Source organism: Kitasatospora sp. NPDC056531, from assembly GCF_042794375.1.
GTDB lineage: Bacteria > Actinomycetota > Actinomycetes > Streptomycetales > Streptomycetaceae > Kitasatospora.
In genome coordinates this window covers 93,086-110,106 of record NZ_JBHTTU010000022.1, presented here as the reverse complement: position 1 = coordinate 110,106, position 17,021 = coordinate 93,086, and the positions used below count along the sequence as shown (strand labels likewise).

The 17,021-nt window shown below is 73.7% G+C and carries 17 protein-coding genes and 2 pseudogenes; 8 read left to right on the top strand and 11 right to left on the bottom strand.

Annotation, left to right across the window (positions count from 1 at the left end; all coding sequences use genetic code 11):
• Nucleotides 1-237: 237 nt before the first annotated feature.
• The 4 genes from ACFQ87_RS20525 to ACFQ87_RS20510 all read right to left on the bottom strand — a co-directional run bounded on the left by ACFQ87_RS20525 (nt 238) and on the right by ACFQ87_RS20510 (nt 3,494).
• Nucleotides 238-678, bottom strand: a complete 441-nt coding sequence (locus ACFQ87_RS20525) for an NUDIX domain-containing protein (protein WP_380612202.1) — start codon at nt 676-678, stop codon at nt 238-240.
• A 10-nt stretch (nt 679-688) separates the two neighbouring features.
• Nucleotides 689-853 (bottom strand): hypothetical protein, encoded by a 165-nt coding sequence (locus ACFQ87_RS20520; protein WP_380612201.1) that lies wholly within the window; start codon nt 851-853, stop codon nt 689-691.
• A 179-nt stretch (nt 854-1,032) separates the two neighbouring features.
• The gene (locus ACFQ87_RS20515) at nt 1,033-2,508 is read right to left on the bottom strand and encodes a DUF4190 domain-containing protein (RefSeq protein WP_380612200.1); all 1,476 of its coding nucleotides are present in this window, start codon (nt 2,506-2,508) and stop codon (nt 1,033-1,035) included.
• Nucleotides 2,509-2,675: 167 nt separating this feature from the next.
• Nucleotides 2,676-3,494: a methyltransferase domain-containing protein gene (locus tag ACFQ87_RS20510; protein WP_380612199.1), complete on the bottom strand. Its 819-nt coding sequence runs from the start codon at nt 3,492-3,494 to the stop codon at nt 2,676-2,678.
• 178 nt (nt 3,495-3,672) lie between these two features.
• Between ACFQ87_RS20510 and ACFQ87_RS20505 the strand changes: the two are divergent.
• A pseudogene (locus ACFQ87_RS20505) lies at nt 3,673-4,820 on the top strand (dihydrofolate reductase family protein).
• A gap of 75 nt (nt 4,821-4,895) precedes the next feature.
• Nucleotides 4,896-5,561: an HAD-IA family hydrolase gene (locus tag ACFQ87_RS20500; protein WP_380612198.1), complete on the top strand. Its 666-nt coding sequence runs from the start codon at nt 4,896-4,898 to the stop codon at nt 5,559-5,561.
• Here the strand turns inward: ACFQ87_RS20500 and ACFQ87_RS20495 are convergent.
• The 4 genes from ACFQ87_RS20495 to ACFQ87_RS20480 all read right to left on the bottom strand — a co-directional run bounded on the left by ACFQ87_RS20495 (nt 5,558) and on the right by ACFQ87_RS20480 (nt 9,185).
• Nucleotides 5,558-7,129 (bottom strand): caspase family protein, encoded by a 1,572-nt coding sequence (locus ACFQ87_RS20495; RefSeq protein ID WP_380612197.1) that lies wholly within the window; start codon nt 7,127-7,129, stop codon nt 5,558-5,560. The genes ACFQ87_RS20500 and ACFQ87_RS20495 overlap by 4 nt on opposite strands.
• On the bottom strand, nt 7,126-7,503 hold the full coding sequence (locus tag ACFQ87_RS20490) for a hypothetical protein (protein WP_380612196.1): 378 nt from the start codon (nt 7,501-7,503) through the stop codon (nt 7,126-7,128). Before ACFQ87_RS20490 ends, ACFQ87_RS20495 begins: the two co-directional genes overlap by 4 nt.
• 131 nt (nt 7,504-7,634) lie before the next feature.
• Entirely contained in the window at nt 7,635-8,708 is a 1,074-nt protein-coding gene (ychF, locus tag ACFQ87_RS20485; protein WP_380612195.1) for a redox-regulated ATPase YchF, read from the bottom strand.
• A gap of 84 nt (nt 8,709-8,792) precedes the next feature.
• Nucleotides 8,793-9,185 (bottom strand): VOC family protein, encoded by a 393-nt coding sequence (locus ACFQ87_RS20480; RefSeq protein WP_380612194.1) that lies wholly within the window; start codon nt 9,183-9,185, stop codon nt 8,793-8,795.
• A gap of 138 nt (nt 9,186-9,323) precedes the next feature.
• Here ACFQ87_RS20480 and ACFQ87_RS20475 point away from each other — a divergent pair, with 138 nt between their 5' ends.
• The gene (locus ACFQ87_RS20475) at nt 9,324-9,950 is read left to right on the top strand and encodes a DUF6542 domain-containing protein (protein WP_380612193.1); all 627 of its coding nucleotides are present in this window, start codon (nt 9,324-9,326) and stop codon (nt 9,948-9,950) included.
• A gap of 39 nt (nt 9,951-9,989) precedes the next feature.
• Here the strand turns inward: ACFQ87_RS20475 and ppgK are convergent, their stop codons facing one another.
• Nucleotides 9,990-10,736: a polyphosphate--glucose phosphotransferase gene (gene ppgK / locus ACFQ87_RS20470; protein WP_380612192.1), complete on the bottom strand. Its 747-nt coding sequence runs from the start codon at nt 10,734-10,736 to the stop codon at nt 9,990-9,992.
• Between the two features lie 131 nt (nt 10,737-10,867).
• A complete protein-coding gene (locus tag ACFQ87_RS20465) occupies nt 10,868-11,842 on the bottom strand; it encodes a 4-hydroxy-3-methylbut-2-enyl diphosphate reductase (RefSeq protein ID WP_380612191.1) in 975 nt (324 codons plus the stop codon).
• 109 nt (nt 11,843-11,951) lie between these two features.
• Between ACFQ87_RS20465 and ACFQ87_RS20460 the strand changes: the two are divergent.
• The 4 genes and pseudogenes from ACFQ87_RS20460 to ACFQ87_RS20445 all read left to right on the top strand — a co-directional run.
• Nucleotides 11,952-12,578 (top strand): annotated as a pseudogene (locus ACFQ87_RS20460) (amino acid permease); the annotation flags it as partial.
• Nucleotides 12,579-12,672: 94 nt separating this feature from the next.
• A complete protein-coding gene (gene xseA, locus ACFQ87_RS20455) occupies nt 12,673-13,896 on the top strand; it encodes an exodeoxyribonuclease VII large subunit (RefSeq protein WP_380612190.1) in 1,224 nt (407 codons plus the stop codon).
• A gap of 157 nt (nt 13,897-14,053) precedes the next feature.
• On the top strand, nt 14,054-14,311 hold the full coding sequence (locus ACFQ87_RS20450; RefSeq protein WP_380612189.1) for an exodeoxyribonuclease VII small subunit: 258 nt from the start codon (nt 14,054-14,056) through the stop codon (nt 14,309-14,311).
• Between the two features lie 109 nt (nt 14,312-14,420).
• Nucleotides 14,421-15,023 (top strand): malonic semialdehyde reductase, encoded by a 603-nt coding sequence (locus ACFQ87_RS20445; RefSeq protein ID WP_380612188.1) that lies wholly within the window; start codon nt 14,421-14,423, stop codon nt 15,021-15,023.
• A 76-nt stretch (nt 15,024-15,099) separates the two neighbouring features.
• Here ACFQ87_RS20445 and ACFQ87_RS20440 read toward each other — a convergent pair whose 3' ends face one another.
• Nucleotides 15,100-15,636, bottom strand: a complete 537-nt coding sequence (locus ACFQ87_RS20440) for a DUF4245 domain-containing protein (protein ID WP_380612187.1) — start codon at nt 15,634-15,636, stop codon at nt 15,100-15,102.
• A 215-nt stretch (nt 15,637-15,851) separates the two neighbouring features.
• Between ACFQ87_RS20440 and glpX the strand changes: the two genes are divergently transcribed.
• Nucleotides 15,852-16,892, top strand: a complete 1,041-nt coding sequence (glpX, locus tag ACFQ87_RS20435; RefSeq protein WP_380612186.1) for a class II fructose-bisphosphatase — start codon at nt 15,852-15,854, stop codon at nt 16,890-16,892.
• The last annotated feature ends 129 nt before the right edge of the window (nt 16,893-17,021 follow it).

The window sequence follows — 17,021 nt, the reverse complement described above, 5'->3', positions numbered from 1 at the left end:
GTCGAACGGACGGCGCGGCGCAGTCGGGCGCGGGCGGCGGCGCCTCCCGCGGCGCCTGCCTGCCGCGCTCCCCCGCCGCCGTTCCCGGTTGTCGACACCGACGGGGCCTCCGGCTCTGGGTCGGGATCGGCGTCGCCGGCTGGGACGGCTCACCGATGGTGACGAATAGTGCCGAAAAGCGACATACCCAGCAGAACCCAGGCTATCCCGGCCGCCGGGTCGTCTTGTCCGATTGACCTATCTGGCGGCTTGCGCGTCGCCCGCGGCCACCAGCAGCTCGGCGACGTGCGGCAGCACCTCGCGGTCGTGCTCGATCCAGTCCACGCCGTCCAGCTCGGCCGGGCCGAGCCAGCGCAGCTCGTCGTGGTCCTCCAGCGGGCGCGGCTCGCCGTCCAGCAGCTCGGCCGCCCAGAACCGCAGCTCCAGACCCGGCCGGACGGTCCACGCCCCGGGCAGCCGGCGCAGCGCCCGCGCCCGTACGCCCAGCTCCTCCAGCAGCTCCCGCTCCAGCGCCTGCGGCTCGGTCTCGCCGGGCTCGGCCTTGCCGCCGGGGAACTCCCACCGCCCGGCCACCGCCGCGGGTGCGTTGCGCCGGGCGGCGAGCACCCGGCCGCCGTGGACCAGCGCGCCGCCGACGACGATCCGCGGCTCGCTGGGGGTCTCACCGGTCTGCTCCATGGCCCCGACCCTACGGCGCGGCGTCCCCGTCCTCGGACTCGACCCAGTACAGCTGCTTGTGGCCGCGCGCCTCGAACTCCGCCGCCAACCGCTGCGCCTCGGCCCGGTCCAGGCCCTCGGCGACCAGGAAGCGGTTGCCGTTGTCGTCCTGCCGCATTACCCGAAAGGTGCCCATGAGGGGAGCGTACCGGCGGCCCGGGAGGCTGTCCCCGGCCGGCGTGGGGGTCGGGCCGGGGACATGACAGCGAGCGTACGGGCGGTGCGCTACCGGGAGGTACGGGCGGAGTTAACGGCGGGTAACCCGTTGCCCGGGTGTTCGCCCCGGTGTTCGCTCGGGGTGCTCGTCCGGGCGTTTCAGACCCGGAGGTCGGGCACCTGCTCGCCGGTGGACAGGCCCAGGGCACGGCGGATCTCCACGCTGATCGGCACGGTCTTGGCCACCAGCGCCCGGGCCCGGCGCAGGTCGCCCGACAGGTCGGCGCCGGAGGCCGCGGCGTCCCAGGTGGTGGCCGCCTGGGTCTGCGCCTCGGCCAGCTTCTCGACCGTCGGCCGGACGTCGGCCGGCCAGTCCGTGGCCGGCTTGCGCAGGGCGGCGGCCTCGGCCCGGGAGGCGGCGGCCATCCGCCGCGCCCAGGACCGGTACTCGGCCTCGGCGACGCTGACGTCCTGCTTCGGCGCGTCCGTGTAGGTGCTGTTGAAGCCCCGGACGGCCTCCAGGTAGGCCAGCTGAGCGGCGGTCAGGCCGGCACGGTCGGTGCGGACCGTCCCCAGGTGCTGGTCGTCCTGGTCCTCGAAGGCGCAGGTGACGTACCGTTCGCCGGCCGCCCAGTTGCCCGAGGTCGGGTAGAGGTAGACGTCGTCCATGCCGTCCGGCACCGCCCACTGGTCGAGCGCGTAGTCCTCCAGCACCGTGCGGCACAGCGTGGCCGCCCGCTCGCGCATGGCGCTCTCGCCCGGGTACGGGCCCTTGCTCTCGGGCACCTTGGCGGTGCCGGCCACCTCGCCGTGGTGCGGGTCCGAGCAGGGCACCCGGCCCACCCAGTACACCGTCTCGTCGCCGTGCCCGTCGGCCGTGCTGCTCCCGCTCGGGGCGTTGTAGCAGTCCCCGGCCTTCAGCGCGGACCAGCGGACCGAGCCGGGCGGGGGCTTCGGGGCGTACCGGCCGTCCCGCGCGGGGCTGAAGTCCCCCGCGCCCGCCAGGAGCGCCAGCAGCACCGTGCCGGCCACCCCGAGCACCAGACCGGTGACCGCCATGCCACGGCCGCGCTCCTTGCGGCGGTTGATCTGGGTCAGCGCGATGATCCCGAACACCAGGGCCACCGGCGCGAGCAGGCTCAGTCCGGTCGCCAGCGAGCCGACCGCGAAGCCGTTGGTGCGCTGCTCCGGCTTCGGGTGGTACGGGGACGCGGAGCCGTAGGGGTACGGGTACGGGTACGGCTGACCGGGCCGCAGGCCGGACTGCGCCGACGACGACGCCGTGGCCCAGCCTCCGGCGGGCAGCGGCGGGGACGGCGGCTGGGGCGGGGCCGACGAGGCCGGCGGGGCGGCCTGCGGAGGGTGGTCGGCGGGCGGGGCCCAGGGGTCGACGGGCTCCGGGGCCGGAGTCGACTCGGCTGCGGGCTCCGGCGCCGGGACCGGCTCGGCGGCCGGGGGTTCCACGGGAGCGGGCTCGACTGCTGCGGGCTCGACGGGAGCGGACCCGACGGCCGCGGGCTCGACCTCGGCGGGCCGCTCCGGAGCCTCGGCCTCCGCGCGGCCCGAGTCCTTGCGGAAGCCCACCCGCGGGTCCGGCCCCGAGGCGGCGGGCAGCTCGGACTCAGGCTTGGACACGTGGACTCCCCAACCCGCCGGGGCGGGCGTCAGATCGGCGTTGCGGCGTTCGGCACCATGGCTCGGACCCGACCGGGCCCGAGGTGAACGGTCGCGCGACTTTACCCGATCTTTCCGAACACCCGCCCGACCGTCACCGCTCCGGGCCGCCCGCCCGGACCCACCGCTCAGCCGCGGGCCAGGACCTCGCCGTGGATCATCGAGAACCACCCGTCCTCGGCGGCGCTCCACTCCCGCCAGCCGGCCGCGATCCGCTCCAGCTCGGCCCGGTCCGCGAAGCCCCGCTCCACCGCCGTCCGGCCGAACGCCGTGCCGGTCACCCGGTCCGCCCACATCCCGCCCCACCAGTCGCACCGCTCGGGCGTCGCGTACGTCCAGGTGCTGGTGCTCGCGGTCACCTCGGGGAAGCCGGCCGCGCGGGCCCAGGAGAGCAGCCGCCGCCCGGCGTCCGGCTCGCCGCCGTTGACGCGGGCGGTGCGGCGGTACAGCTCCAGCCAGCGGTCCAGCGCGGGCGCCTCGGGGAACCAGGTCATCGAGGCGTAGTCGGCGTCCCGGGCCGCGACCACCCCGCCGGGCGCCGCCACCCGGCGCATCTCGCGCAGCGCGTCCACCGGATCGCCCAGGTGCTGCAGCACCTGGTGGGCGTGCACGACGTCGAACTCGCCGTCCCGGTACGGCAGCCGGTGCACGTCCGCGAGCTCGAACACCACGTTGGACAGGCCGCGCTCGGCGACGTACCCGGCGGCCTGCTCCAGCACCTCGGCGGAGGTGTCCACGGCCACCACCCGCCCGGTGGGGCCGACCAGTTCGGCCAGGTCGGCGGTGATCGTGCCGGGTCCGCAGCCGACGTCCAACAGGGCCTGGCCGGGCCGCAGTTCGGGCAGCAGGTAGGCGGCCGAGTCGGCGGCGGTCCGGGAGCGGTGCGAGCGCAGCACGGCCTCCTGGTGACCGTGGGTGTAGACGGTGGCGGGCTGCGGTCCGGGCATGAGGGTCCCCCCTGGGCGTGGTCGGTGTTCCGGTAGGTCTTCCGTTCGCGCGATGGTTCCGACGCTACGCTCCATCCCGTATGACGAGAAGAACCGTCTCACATTCCGGCCCCTTCGGGGCCGTGCCACACCCCGCCGCCGTACCGTGGAGTCGCCCCCGACAGAACGGTCCCCGCCCATGCCAGGCCCCGGCCAGCGCCCCTTCGTCCTGCTCAGCGCCGCCGTGTCGCTCGACGGCCACCTCGACGACGCCTCCCCCGACCGGCTGCTGCTCTCCAACGCCGCCGACTTCGACCGGGTGGACGAGGAGCGCGCGGCCGCCGACGCGATCCTGGTCGGCGGCAACACCCTGCGCGCCGACAACCCCCGGCTGCTGGTCAACGACCCCGCGCGCCGGGCCGCCCGGGTGGCCGCCGGGCGCCCCGAATACCCGCTGAAGGTGACACTCAGCGCGAGCGGCGCGCTCGACGCCGACCTGCGGTTCTGGCACACCGGCGGCGCCAAGCTCGCCTACACCACCGACACCGGGGCCGCGGTGCTGCGGCCCCGGCTCGACGGGCTCGCCGAGGTGACCGCGCTCGGCGAGGCGGTGGACCTCGGCGCGGTGCTGGACGACCTGGGCGCGCGCGGAGTGCGCCGCCTGATGGTCGAGGGGGGCAGCGGGGTGCACACCCAGTTCCTGGCCCGGGGCCTGGCGGACGAACTCCAGCTGGCCGTCGCCCCGCTGCTGGTCGGCCAGGCCGGGGCGCCGCGGCTCGTCGGCCCGGCCGCCTTCCCGGGCGGTCCGGCCCGACGGATGCGGCTGCTGGAGGCACGTACCGTGGGCGACGTCGTCCTGCTGAGGTACGCCCCGAAGGAGCCCGCGCCGTGAACCAGCCCACCGCCACCGACCTCGACCACCTGCGCCGGGCCGTCGAGCTCTCCCGCCGGTGCCCGCCCTCCGAGACGGCCTTCTCGGTCGGCGCTGTGATCGTCGGCGCCGACGGCGAGGTGCTGGCGGAGGGCTTCAGCCGGGAGGTGGACGCGCACGACCACGCCGAGGAGGCGGCCCTCGGCAAGCTCCCGGCGGGCGACGCCCGACTGCGCGGGGCGACTGCCTACAGCAGCCTGGAGCCCTGCGGCCAGCGCGCCTCGCGACCGGTGCCGTGCGCCCGGCTGCTCATCGCGGCGGGCGTGGCGCGGGTGGTGGTCGCCTGGCGCGAGCCGGACCTGTTCGTCACCGACTGCCAGGGCACGGCCCTGCTGGAGGCGGCCGGGGTCGAGGTGGTGGAGCTGCCGGAGCTGACCGAGGAGGCCCGGGCGGTCAACGCCCATCTGCTCCGCTGATCTTTTGTATCATTTGGAAACAAATAGCTCGCCTTCCTGGCCCGCACACCGCCGTTCTCCCCGAGGAGCCGTCCCATGCCCGCTGCCCCCATCCGGCTGACCGCCCGCGCCCTCCTCCTCGACATGGACGGCACCCTGGTCAACTCCGACGCCGTGGTCGAGCGCTGCTGGGGCCGCTGGGCCGAGCGGCACGGCCTCGACCCCGTCGAGGTGATGCCCGTCGTCCACGGCCGCCAGGGCCACGCGACCATGGCCGTGCTGCTGCCGGACCGCCCGGTCGAGGTCAACCTCGCCGAGAACGAGCGGATGCTCGCCGAGGAGCGCGCCGACGTCGAGGGCGTCGTCCCGGTCCCCGGCGCCCCCGCCTTCCTCGCCGCCCTGGCCGACCTGCCGCACGCCTTGGTCACCTCCGCCGACGAGCCGCTCGCCCGGATCCGGATGGCCGCCGCCGACCTGCCCCTGCCGCCCGTCCTGGTCACCGCCGAGTCGGTCGGCGCCAGCAAGCCCGACCCCGAGGGCTTCCTCAAGGGCGCCGCCGCCGTCGGCCACGCCCCCGCCGACTGCCTCGCCTTCGAGGACTCCGGCGCCGGCATCGCCGCCGCCCGCGCGGCCGGCATGCGCGTCATCGGCATCGGCCCCCGCGCCGCCGCCCACCACCCGGACGCCCTCGCCGCGACCCTCGACGCGGTCACCGTCACGGCGGACGCGGACGGGGTGGTGACGGTCACCGTCCGGGGCTAGCCGCGCTGGATGCCGGTGGAGTCGAGCAGCAGCCAGCGGGCGCCGTCCGGGAGTTGGACCGTCAGGGCGTCCGCCTGCTGCCCCACCGCCAGGTACCACTCACCCGGCACCAACTCTCCCGCCGACACCGGCGAACCGTCCGCTTCGAAGAGCTGGCGCACCGCCGGCACCGCGAACCAGAACGGCGTGAAGTCGTCCCGGTCCTTCGGCGGCGGGTCCGAGCGGTCCGCGACGCCCTTCTGGATCCCGCTGACGTCCAGCAGCAACCCCTTGGTGCCGTCCGGGAGTTGGACCAGCAGGGCGTTCTCGGCAGCCGCCAGTGCCAGGTACCAGGTGCCCGGCACCAACTCCCCCACCGGCTCCAACGAGCCGCCGCCCGCGTCGAAGAGCGGGCGCACCACCGGCACCGCGAACCAGTACAGCTCGAACTCGGCCTCCGCCGAACCGTTCTGGATCCCGACGCAGTCGAGCAGGATCCCCTGCGCCCCGTCCCCGTGTCGGACCAGCAGGGCGTCCCCGCGGGCCGCCAACGCCAAGTACCAGGTGCCCGGCACCAACTCCCCCACCGGCTCCAGCGAACCGTCCGTGCCGAAGACCTCGCGCACGGCCGGGACGGCGAGCCAGAACGGGCGGAAGTCCGGGTCCGGCTCGGCCGCCAGCGCCGCCGCCAGGCGGGTGGCCCGGTGCAGCAGCTCCCGCGCGCCCTCCTCGGCGGCGGCCCGCAGCCGCTCGACCTCCCGCTCCCGCCACGCGAGTAGCTCCTCAGCGGTGGCCCGGGCTTCGGCGGCGGCCCGGGCCTCGGTGTCCCGAGGGCTCTCGCCCTCCACCCCCGCCGCGCGGTTGCGGGCTATCGCGATCCGCCCGCCGGTGTTGCGGTTGCGCTGCTGCGGCAGTGGGCGGGACTTCTCGGCGAGCCGCGCGTACAGCTGCCGGTAGAGGGTGTCCATGTCCAGCAGTTCGGGACCGCCCGGGATGCCCCGCTCCAACAGGTCGACGAGCTCCCCGGTGAAGGCGGTGTACGGCTCCCCGGGCAGCGCGAGGGCCTCCCGGGTGGCTGCCGAGGCGGTGAGCACCACCGTCCCGTTCACCGCCGTCCGGTCGGCGAGGGACTTGCCCGCGCCCATCGAGCCGACCAGCGCCCGGCCGCTGTAGCAGCAGTCCAGCACCACCACCGTGCGCTGGGCCCGGGCCTGCGGGTCGAGCACCTCGCGGCGCAGCGACTCGAACCGCAGCGCGGTGTACTCGCGCTCGCGGTCGGTGTCCGGCAGCGCGAGGTACAGCTCATCCGAGTAGTTGTCGACCACGCCGTGCCCGGCGTAGTAGACCAGCAGGGTGTCGGTGGCCTGCCGCGCCTTCTCCCGTACCGCGTCCAGCACTTCGCGCACGCTCGCGGGCTGGGCGATCACCGCGCAGGCCTCGGCGGGCAGCCCCCAGACGTCGGGGTCGGTGAGCACCCGGCGCAGCCCCTCCAGGTTCCGCTCGACGGCCGGCAGTCCGTCCAGGTGGACGTAGTCGTGCACCCCGACGAGCACGGCCGCCGACCGGCCCGGGTCCGCCAGCACGGTCACGACTGCTCAGCGGCTCCGGCCGGCGGCTCCAGCTGCGTCACGATCCGGCGCACCTCGTCCGCCGACCCGCCCTCGATCACCACCGACGTGCCGCCGCGCTCGATCCGCACCCGCATCCCGCCGCGCCGCGTGTCCCGCCAGGTGGCGACGGCGGTCACCAGGCTCCCCAGCGCGATCCCGTTCGCCAGGACCACGTTGAGGATCTCCAGCACCTCCCCCATCCGGCCGTCCGCCGGATCCGCCGCCCCGGGCCGCACCTCGATGCCCCGCAGCTCCGGCTCGGCCAGCAGCCACCGGGTCAACGACCGCGCCGCCTCGACCTCCGCCCCCTCCGAGGCACCCTCCGCCGCCTCGAACCCGAGCTCGACCTCCACACCCAACCCCTCTCCCACGACCCCCAGTTGGCCGACCCCACCCTAGAGGAACCGCCACCCCCACAAGGCCGGAGGGGCCGAACTCCACTCACGGGAGTCGGCCCCTCCGGGGGGTGTCAGCTGTCGCCGGGTCACACGTTGAAGCGGAACTCCACCACGTCGCCGTCGTGCATGACGTATTCCTTGCCCTCGATGCGCGCCTTGCCCTTGGCGCGGGCCTCGGCGATGGAACCGGTCTCCACCAGGTCGTCGAAGGAGATCACCTCGGCCTTGATGAAGCCCTTCTGGAAGTCGGTGTGGATGACTCCGGCGGCCTCGGGGGCGGTGGCGCCCTTCTTGATGGTCCAGGCGCGGGTTTCCTTGGGGCCGGCCGTGAGGTAGGTCTGCAGGCCGAGGGTGTTGAAGCCGACGCGGGCGAGGGTGGCGAGGCCGGGCTCGTCCTGGCCCATGGACTGGAGGAGTTCGAGGGCCTCGGCGTCGTCCAGCTCGATCAGCTCGGACTCGATCTTGGCGTTGAGGAAGATCGCCTCGGCGGGGGCGACCAGCTCGCGCTGGGCGTTCTTGAAGTCCTCGTCGGCCAGCTCGGCCTCGTCCACGTTGAAGACGTAGAGGAAGGGCTTGGCGGTCAGCAGGTGCAGGTCGCGGATCGGGGCGGTGTCGAAGCCGGCCTCGAAGAGGGTCTTGCCGGTCTCCAGGATCGCCTGCGCGGCCTCGGCGGCGGCCAGCACGGGGGCGGTGTCCTTCTTGAGGCGCGCCTCCTTCTGCAGGCGCGGCAGGACCTTCTCGATGGTCTGGAGGTCGGCCAGGATCAGCTCGGTGTGGATGGTCTCGATGTCGTCCTTGGGCGACACCTTGCCGTCCACGTGCACCACGTCCGGGTCGGTGAAGGCGCGCACGACCTGGCAGATCGCGTCCGACTCGCGGATGTTGGCGAGGAACTTGTTGCCCAGGCCCTCGCCCTCGCTGGCGCCGCGCACGATGCCCGCGATGTCCACGAAGTCGACGGTGGCCGGGAGGATGCGCTGGGAGCCGAAGATCTCGGCGAGCTTGGCCAGCCGCTGGTCGGGGACGCCGACGACGCCGACGTTCGGCTCGATGGTGGCGAACGGGTAGTTGGCCGCCAGCACGTCGTTCTTGGTCAGGGCGTTGAACAGGGTCGACTTGCCGACGTTCGGCAGGCCGACGATTCCGATCGTGAGCGACATGAAGCGCAGTCCCGTGGGCTTGGAGGAGTTGGGTCGGCACCGTACGGGCCGACCCCCAAGTCTACGGGCAGCGCCTGCGCTGCCCTACGCCTCGGTCGCCGCCGGTCGCGGCTCCAGGAACTCCAGCCGGTTGCCCAGCTTGTCGGCCGCGTAGAAGCGCCGGTGGCCGGGCAGGTTGTCGTCCCAGAGCACCTCGTGGCCGTGCGCGGCGAGCCGCTCGGCCAGGGCGTCCAGCGAGCGCACCAGGATGCCCGGGTGTCCCTTCACGGACGGCCGGAAGTCCGGGGTCACGCCGAGGTGCACCTCGACCCCGCCGCCACGGAACCAGCAGCCGCCGCGGGCCGCCAGCACCGGCGGCTTCTCCAGCTCCGTCATGCCGAGCACGCCGGACCAGAAGGCCCGGCACTCGTCCTCGGCGCCGGCGGGGATGTCGAGCTGGAAGTGGTCGAGGCGTTCGAAGGTGAAGTCCGTCGCCATGAAGTCCCCCGCGTGGTGATCCGATGATCCTGGTTCGTCGACTCGTCCGAGCTGGTCAGACCGCTGAGCGACGATCACACAACTACTCCATCCGGAGACACGGGACAAGGCCTGAACGGTCCATTACACAGTGTGGCGATGATCGGACCGTACGTTGGGCGGGTGGAGCAGAGCACCCGTACCCAGCCGCCAGGGCCCAGACGCCGTCCGCCGAACGGCGCGGCCGCGGCCGCCGTCCCCGGTCCCGGCCGGGCTCCCGAGAGCACCCGAGCCCCTGCCGCCCCCGCGACTCCCCCCGTCCGGCTGCGCCCGGTGGCCGGTCGGCCCGCCGCGGCGCGCCAGTCCCCCGGGCGCCGGCTGCGGGTGTACGGGCGCCGCCGCACCGGCCGGCCGACCCGGCTGACCGCCATCGGGACCGGCGTGGTCGCCGTGCTGGCGACGCTCGTGGTGGCGGGCGCGGACCGGCTGCTCTTCGACGGCCTCGGCTGGCTGTTCGGCCTCGGATACCTGGTGGTCTGCTTCCAGCTGGCCGTCCGGGTCCGCTACGCCGACCTGCTGGCCGCGCCGATCAGCGGGCCGATCGCCTTCGCCCTGGCACTGCTGGTGCTCGCGCCGGTCAGCTCCTCGGGCGTGACCGCCCAGGTGGTGGCGTTGGCGACCGGGCTGGCGCTGCGGGCCGGCTGGCTGTTCTCCGGCACCGGCCTGGCCGCGCTGATCGTGCTCGCCCGCTTCGTCGCCCAGCGCCGGATCCACCGCTCCCGCTGAGCTCCACCGCTCCCGTCGGAGCCCGGCACCGGCAGGCCCTCAGCCCGCCGCCCGGGCCGCCGCCATGGCGGCCCCGACGATGCCCGCGTCGTTGCGCAGTTCCGCCGGCACCACCCTCGCCTCGCGGTCCTTCAGCAGCGGCAGGAACTTCTCGTGCTTGCGGCTCACCCCGCCGCCGATCACGATCAGCTGCGGTGAGAACAGCATCTCCACCAGGTCCAGGTACTCGCCGACCCGCCCGGCCCACTGCTCCCAGGTCAGCTCGTGCCGCTCCTTGGCGGCCGAGGAGGCCCGGCGCTCGGCGTCCTTGCCGCGCAGCTCCAGGTGGCCCAACTCGGTGTTGGGCACCAGCGTGCCGTCCACGAAGAGCGCGCTGCCGATGCCGGTGCCGAAGGTGAGCACCAGCACCACGCCCGACTCGCCACGCCCGGCACCGTGGGTGAACTCCGCCAGGCCGGCCGCGTCCGCGTCGTTGAGGACGGTCGCCGGCAGGTCCAGTGCCTCGCGGAACAGACCTGCGGCGTCCAGGCCGATCCAGCCCTTGTCCACATTGGCGGCGGTCCTGGTGCGGCCGCCGACCACCACGCCGGGGAAGGTCAGCCCGACCGGCCCCTGGTGGTCGAAGTGCCGGACCACCTCGCACACGGCGGCGACCACGGCCTCGGGCTCGGACGGGTGCGGAGTGAGCACCTTGTGGCGCTCCTGGGCGAGCGCTCCCCGGGCGAGGTCGACCGGGGCCCCCTTGATGCCCGAGCCGCCGATGTCCACGCCGAATACCGCCGTCATCACTCCGCCCTCCACCGTTCGGCCGTGGACCGGCTTGTCCACAGCCTGTGCACAAACCTACGAGAGCCCAGGCGGCGCCGCACAGCAGAAAACCCGGCACCCCACCGGGGTGCCGGGTTCTCCACAACGGTCTACAGCTTGCCCGCCGCCTCGGCGCGCAGGTCGCGGCGCAGTTCCTTGGGCAGCGAGAAGGTCAGGTGCTCCTCGGCGGTCTTGACCGTCTCGACCGTGTCGTAACCGCGCGCGGCCAGGAACTCCAGCACGCCGTCGACCAGGATCTCCGGCACCGAGGCGCCGCTGGTCAGGCCGACCGTGGTGACGCCCTCCAGCCAGGACTCCTGGATCTCCTCGGCGAAGTCCACCAAATGGGCGGCCTTGGCGCCGTACTCCAGGCCGACCTCGACCAGGCGGACCGAGTTGGAGGAGTTCTTGGAGCCGACCACGATCAGCAGGTCGGTCTCCGGGGCCAGCTGCTTGACCGCGACCTGGCGGTTCTGGGTCGCGTAGCAGATGTCGTCGCTGGGCGGGCTGACCAGCGCCGGGAAACGCTTCTTCAGCTCGCCGACGGTGGCCATGGTCTCGTCCACCGACAGGGTGGTCTGGGACAGCCAGACGATCTTGGACTCGTCCCGCACCCGCACGTTGGCGACGTCCTCGGCACCGTCCACCAGGTGGATCCGGTCCGGGGCCTCGCCCATGGTGCCGACGACCTCCTCGTGGCCCTCGTGGCCCACCAGCAGGATGTCGAAGCCCTCGTCGGCGAAGCGGACGGCCTCCTTGTGCACCTTGGTGACCAGGGGGCAGGTGGCGTCGATGGTGGCCAGCTTGCCGGCCTTCGCCTCGTCGTGGACGGACGGAGCCACGCCGTGCGCCGAGAAGACCACGATCGAGCCCTCGGGCACCTCCTCCGTCTCGTCGACGAAGATCGCGCCCTTCTTCTCCAGGGTCTGCACCACGTACTTGTTGTGGACGATCTGCTTGCGGACGTAGATGGGCGCCCCGTACTGCTCCAGGGCCTTCTCCACGGCGATCACGGCGCGGTCGACACCCGCGCAGTAGCCCCGGGGGGCGGCGAGCAGGACACGGCGCTGCGCGGTGTTGGACATGGCTCCATCGTACGGGCGGCCGCGAGTCGCCCCGCCCCCGGCGGGCAGCCGCGCCGACGGCGGCCGATTTCGAGTCGGATCCGATCAGAAGTGCTCAAATGTGGCGTCTATGGGCGCTGTGAGCGAGCAGGCGACGCCAAGCGGCCTGCGCCGCAGTCCGGGCGTCCGCGATCTGATGGTCTACGGACTGCTGTTCATCGCCCCGATGGCCCCGGTCGGCGTGTTCGGCGTGCTGGACGCCAAGAGCCGCGGCGCCGTCGCCTCGGTCCACCTGGTCGCCACAGTGGCGATGGGGGCGCTCGCGGTGGTGGTCACCACCGCGCTCAACCTGATCGGGGTGCGCACGGCGGCCGTGGTCGGCTTCGCGGTGCCGGCGCCGGAGATCGCGGTGCTGGCGGTGTTCATGGCCGCGGCCGTGGTGGCGCTGGTCCAGGACGGCGCCCGGCGCGGCTGGGACACCCCGTTCACCGCCGTCGGGGACTTCTCGCTCACCGCGGTGATCTCCGCGGTGTCCGTCGCGGTGCTCTCCCACCTGGGCTTCGACGCGATCACCACCTTCGTCGAGGAGGCGGCCGGCGCCTCGGCGGCGGTGGCCAAGGCGGTGCTGTGGTGCCTGGCGCCGGCCGGGGTGCTGTTCGTCGCCCAGACCTATCTGGCGGCGCTGTTGGCGCCGATGACCCCGCGGCAGCCGGCCGCCGACCCGGCCGCGCAGGGCCCGGCCTTCTACGACACCGTCTGGTGGTGCTCGGGGTGCGGGGCAGTACCGCTTCGGGTGCCGGCGGGCACCGTTAGCGCCCGAGCTGTCGGCACGCGCCGCTAGCCTCGTACGCATGGCCAACACCAGCTCCCCCGAAGCCCCGCTCCCGGTCGGCAAGGTCTCCGCGCTGATCGGCGGCTGGATCGACCGGCTCGGCGCGGTGTGGGTCGAGGGGCAGATCACCCAGCTCAGCCGTCGGCCCGGGGCGGGCGTGGTGTTCCTGACCCTGCGCGACCCGCAGGCCGACGTCTCCCTCACGGTGACCTGCTTCCGCTCGGTCTTCGACCAGGTCGCGGACGTGGTGCAGGAGGGTGCGCGGGTCGTCGTGCACGCCAAGCCGGAGTGGTACGCGGCGCGCGGGCAGCTGTCGATGCGGGCCTCGGAGATCCGGCCGGTGGGCCTGGGCGAACTGCTGGCCCGGCTGGAGCAGCTGAAGCGGCGGCTGGCCGGGGAGGGCCTGTTCGCACTCGAACGCAAGCGCCCGCTGCCGTTCCTGCCGCAGTGCGTCGGACTGGTCACCGGGCGCGACTCGGCGGCCGAACGGGACGTGCTGGAGAACGCCCGGCGGCGCTGGCCGGCCGTGCGCTTCGAGGTGCGCAACGTCCCGGTGCAGGGGGTCAGCGCGGTGGAGCGGGTGAGCGCGGCCGTCCGGGAGCTGGACGAGCACCCCGAGGTGGACGTGATCATCGTGGCCCGGGGCGGCGGCAGCGTGGAGGACCTGCTGCCGTTCTCGGACGAGGGGCTGGTGCGGCTGGTGGCGGCCGCCCGTACGCCGGTGGTCAGCGCGATCGGGCACGAGCCGGACCAGCCGCTGCTGGACTTCGTCGCGGACCTGCGCGCCTCCACCCCGACCGATGCCGCCAAACGGGTGGTCCCGGACGTCGGCGAGGAGCTGGCCAAGGTCCGACAGCTGCGCGACCGGGCCCGCCGGCACGTGCTGGCCCGGGTCGAGCGCGAGCAGCACGGGCTGGACGGACTGCGCAGCCGCCCGTCGCTGGCCGCCCCGCACCGGATGCTGGACGGGCGCGGCCAGGAGGTGGAGGGCCTGCTGGAGCGGGCCCGGCGCACCCTGCGGCACCGGCTGGACCACGCGCAGAGCGACCTCGGGCACACCCTGGCCCGGGTGGTCGCGCTGTCCCCGGCGGCCACCCTGGAGCGCGGCTACGCGGTGCTGCAGCGGACCGACGGCACGGTGGTGACGGACCCGGCGCAGGTCGCGGCCGGGGAGGCACTGCACGCCCGGGTGGCGGGCGGCGGCTTCGACGTCACGGTGGCCGAGGCCGAGGCTCGGGACTAGTACGAGCGCTGCCGCGACGGCGCGGGCGCGTCGGCCGGGACGGCGGGTCGCACCTCGATCACGCGGCGGAGACCGGCGCCGCGGGTCGACCGGGCGCACCCGGGTTCCCGCCCCGCCGGAGCCGTCCCTGTCGGCGCCAGCCCCTACGCTGGCACACATGGCAGAGCAGCAGGAGCAGCAGGACGCGGCGGCGCCGACCCCGGACGACGCGCTGGGCTACGAGCACGCCCGGGACGCGCTGCTCGACGTGGTCCGACAGCTGGAGAACGGCGGCACCTCCCTCGAGGAGTCGCTGGCCCTGTGGGAGCGCGGCGAGCAGCTGGCGAAGGTCTGCCAGCGCTGGCTGGACGGCGCCCGGGCCCGGCTGGACGCCGCACTGGCCGCCGAGGAGGGCGGCGCCCCGGCCGGGGAGTGACGCGGGTCACAACCCCTTGGGGAATCGTTGAAACTTCACCTATGTTGGAGGAAGTGACCGGCCGCGCCGGTCACACCGACGAACCCCCTCCCGCATGAGGTGCAGAAGCATGACCACCGACGCCCTGGTACTCGACACCGCCGCCCAGGACCTGCTGTTCCGCGAGGCCCGCACCGCGAACACCTTCACCGACGAGCCGGTCACCGAGGAGCAGGTCCAGGCCATCTACGACCTGGTCAAGTACGGCCCGACCGCCTTCAACCAGCAGCCGCTGCGCGTCGTCCTGGTCCGCTCCGCCGAGGCCCGCGAGCGCCTCGTCCAGCACATGGCGGACGGCAACAAGGCCAAGACCTCCACCGCGCCGCTGGTCGCCATCCTGGCCGCGGACAACGAGTTCCACGAGGAGCTGCCGACCCAGCTCCCGCACTTCCCGCAGGCCAAGGACATGTTCTTCTCGGAGCGCTCCGTCCGTGAGCAGTCCGCCACGCTGAACGGCGCCCTGCAGGCCGCGTACTTCATCATCGGCGTGCGCGCCGCCGGCCTGGCCGCCGGCCCGATGACCGGCTACGACGCCGCGGGCCTCAACAAGGAGTTCTTCGGCGACGGCGAGCACTCGGTGCTGGCCGTGGTCAACATCGGCAAGCCGGGCGACGACGCCTGGTTCCCGCGCTCCCCGCGCCTGGCCTACGACGAGGTCGTCACCACCGTCTGATCCGCGACGGAACGGCGAAGGGCCCGCACCGGTTCACCCGGTGCGGGCCCTTCCGCGTACCCATGGAGCCCTGGCGCTACTTGAGCGCCTGGGCCAGCTCGGCCAGTTCCTCGTAGGAGGCGGTGCCGGTGATCAGGGTGGTCGCCGAGCCGGTCTGCGCGGCCAGCGCGCGACCCTTCTCGCCCTGCACCCGGTCCCAGGCGTGCCCGGCGGCGTCCGAGGTGCCGTCCGGCTGGCCGCCCGCGACCTTGTCGGCCAGCAGCTTGTCGCGCGGCACGTCGGCCTGCTCGACGGCCGCGTACTGGCCGGAGGGCGTCACGAAGCCCAGGTGCCAGGCGTTGCCCTTGCCGGAGTTCAGGTCGGCCGGGGTGTAGCTGACCGAGGTGGCCCGCCACTTGTCGGACAACCCCTCCGGGGAGAGCAGCGGATAGGGCGCGGCGCGCTTGGCGCTGGCCGCCGCCACCTTGTACTCGACCACGTGCACCGGGTCGCTGTTGGCGTCGTGCGGGAGGAACAGGTACCCGATCCAGACGACGAAACCGACCGCCAGCATCGACAGGACCATGTCCCGTACGGTCTGCCGACCTCTCATGCCCTTGCTCTCTGCAGCCACCCCCACATGGTGACTCATCCACATCCGGTCGGGGCCACCCGGGGTGTCCACGTACGGGTGAAGCCGGGCGAACCGGCGCTTTTCGCCACAGGGCGGCGACCTGCGCCACAGACAGTCATCTCGTGGGCAGATACGATCGCAGGACCCTCACCACGGCGTTCGACCAGGCAGTAGTCGGGCGCTCACTGGCCGTCGCGTACAGAGAGGTAACGACGATGACCACGCAGTACCCGCACCACCTCCCCCGTGCCCTGGAGGTCGCGCCCGAGGCTCCCGACCGGAACCTCGCGCTCGAGCTCGTCCGGGTCACCGAGGCGGCCGCCATGGCCGCCGGCCGATGGGTCGGCCGCGGCGACAAGAACGGCGCGGACGGTGCCGCCGTAAAGGCGATGCGCACCCTCGTCTCGACCGTCTCGATGAACGGCGTGGTCGTCATCGGCGAGGGCGAGAAGGACGAGGCCCCGATGCTCTACAACGGCGAGCGGGTCGGCGACGGCACCGGCGCCGAGTGCGACGTCGCGGTGGACCCGGTGGACGGCACCACGCTGACCGCCAAGGGCATGAACAACGCGGTGGCCGTGCTGGCCGTCGCCGACCGCGGCACCATGTTCGACCCCAGCGCCGTGTTCTACATGGACAAGCTGGTGGCCGGCCCCGAGGCCGCCGAGTTCGTCGACATCACCGCCCCGGCGGCCGTCAACATCCGCCGGGTCGCCAAGGCCAAGGGCAGCGCCGTCGAGGACGTCACCGTGGTCGTGCTCGACCGCCCGCGCCACGACGGCCTGGTCCGGGAGATCCGCGAGGCGGGCGCCCGGATCAAGTTCATCTCCGACGGCGACGTGGCCGGCGCCATCATGGCCGCCCGCGAGGGCACCGGCGTCGACCTGCTGATGGGCGTCGGCGGCACCCCCGAGGGCATCATCGCGGCCTGCGCGATGAAGTGCATGGGCGGCGTGATCCAGGGCCGGCTGTGGCCCAAGGACGAGGCCGAACGGCAGAAGGCCCTGGACGCCGGGCACGACCTGGACCGGGTGCTCACCACCAACGACCTGGTCAGCGGCGAGAACGTGTTCTTCGTCGCCACCGGCATCACCGACGGCGAGCTGCTGCGCGGCGTGCACTACCGCTCGGAGACCGCCACCACCAGCTCGCTGGTGATGCGCTCCAAGAGCGGCACGATCCGCGAGATCAACTCCGTCCACAAGCTGGCGAAGCTGCGGGCCTACAGCGCGATCGACTTCGACCGCGCCAACTGACCCGAGCGGAACGGCCTCGAAGACAGGACGTTCGGGCGGGGAATCCATGGAACACCCCCCCCCCACAAGCACGCCAAATATTCGCCCACACCTTGGGGAGACGCACCCCAACCCCCACCCCCATGTCCC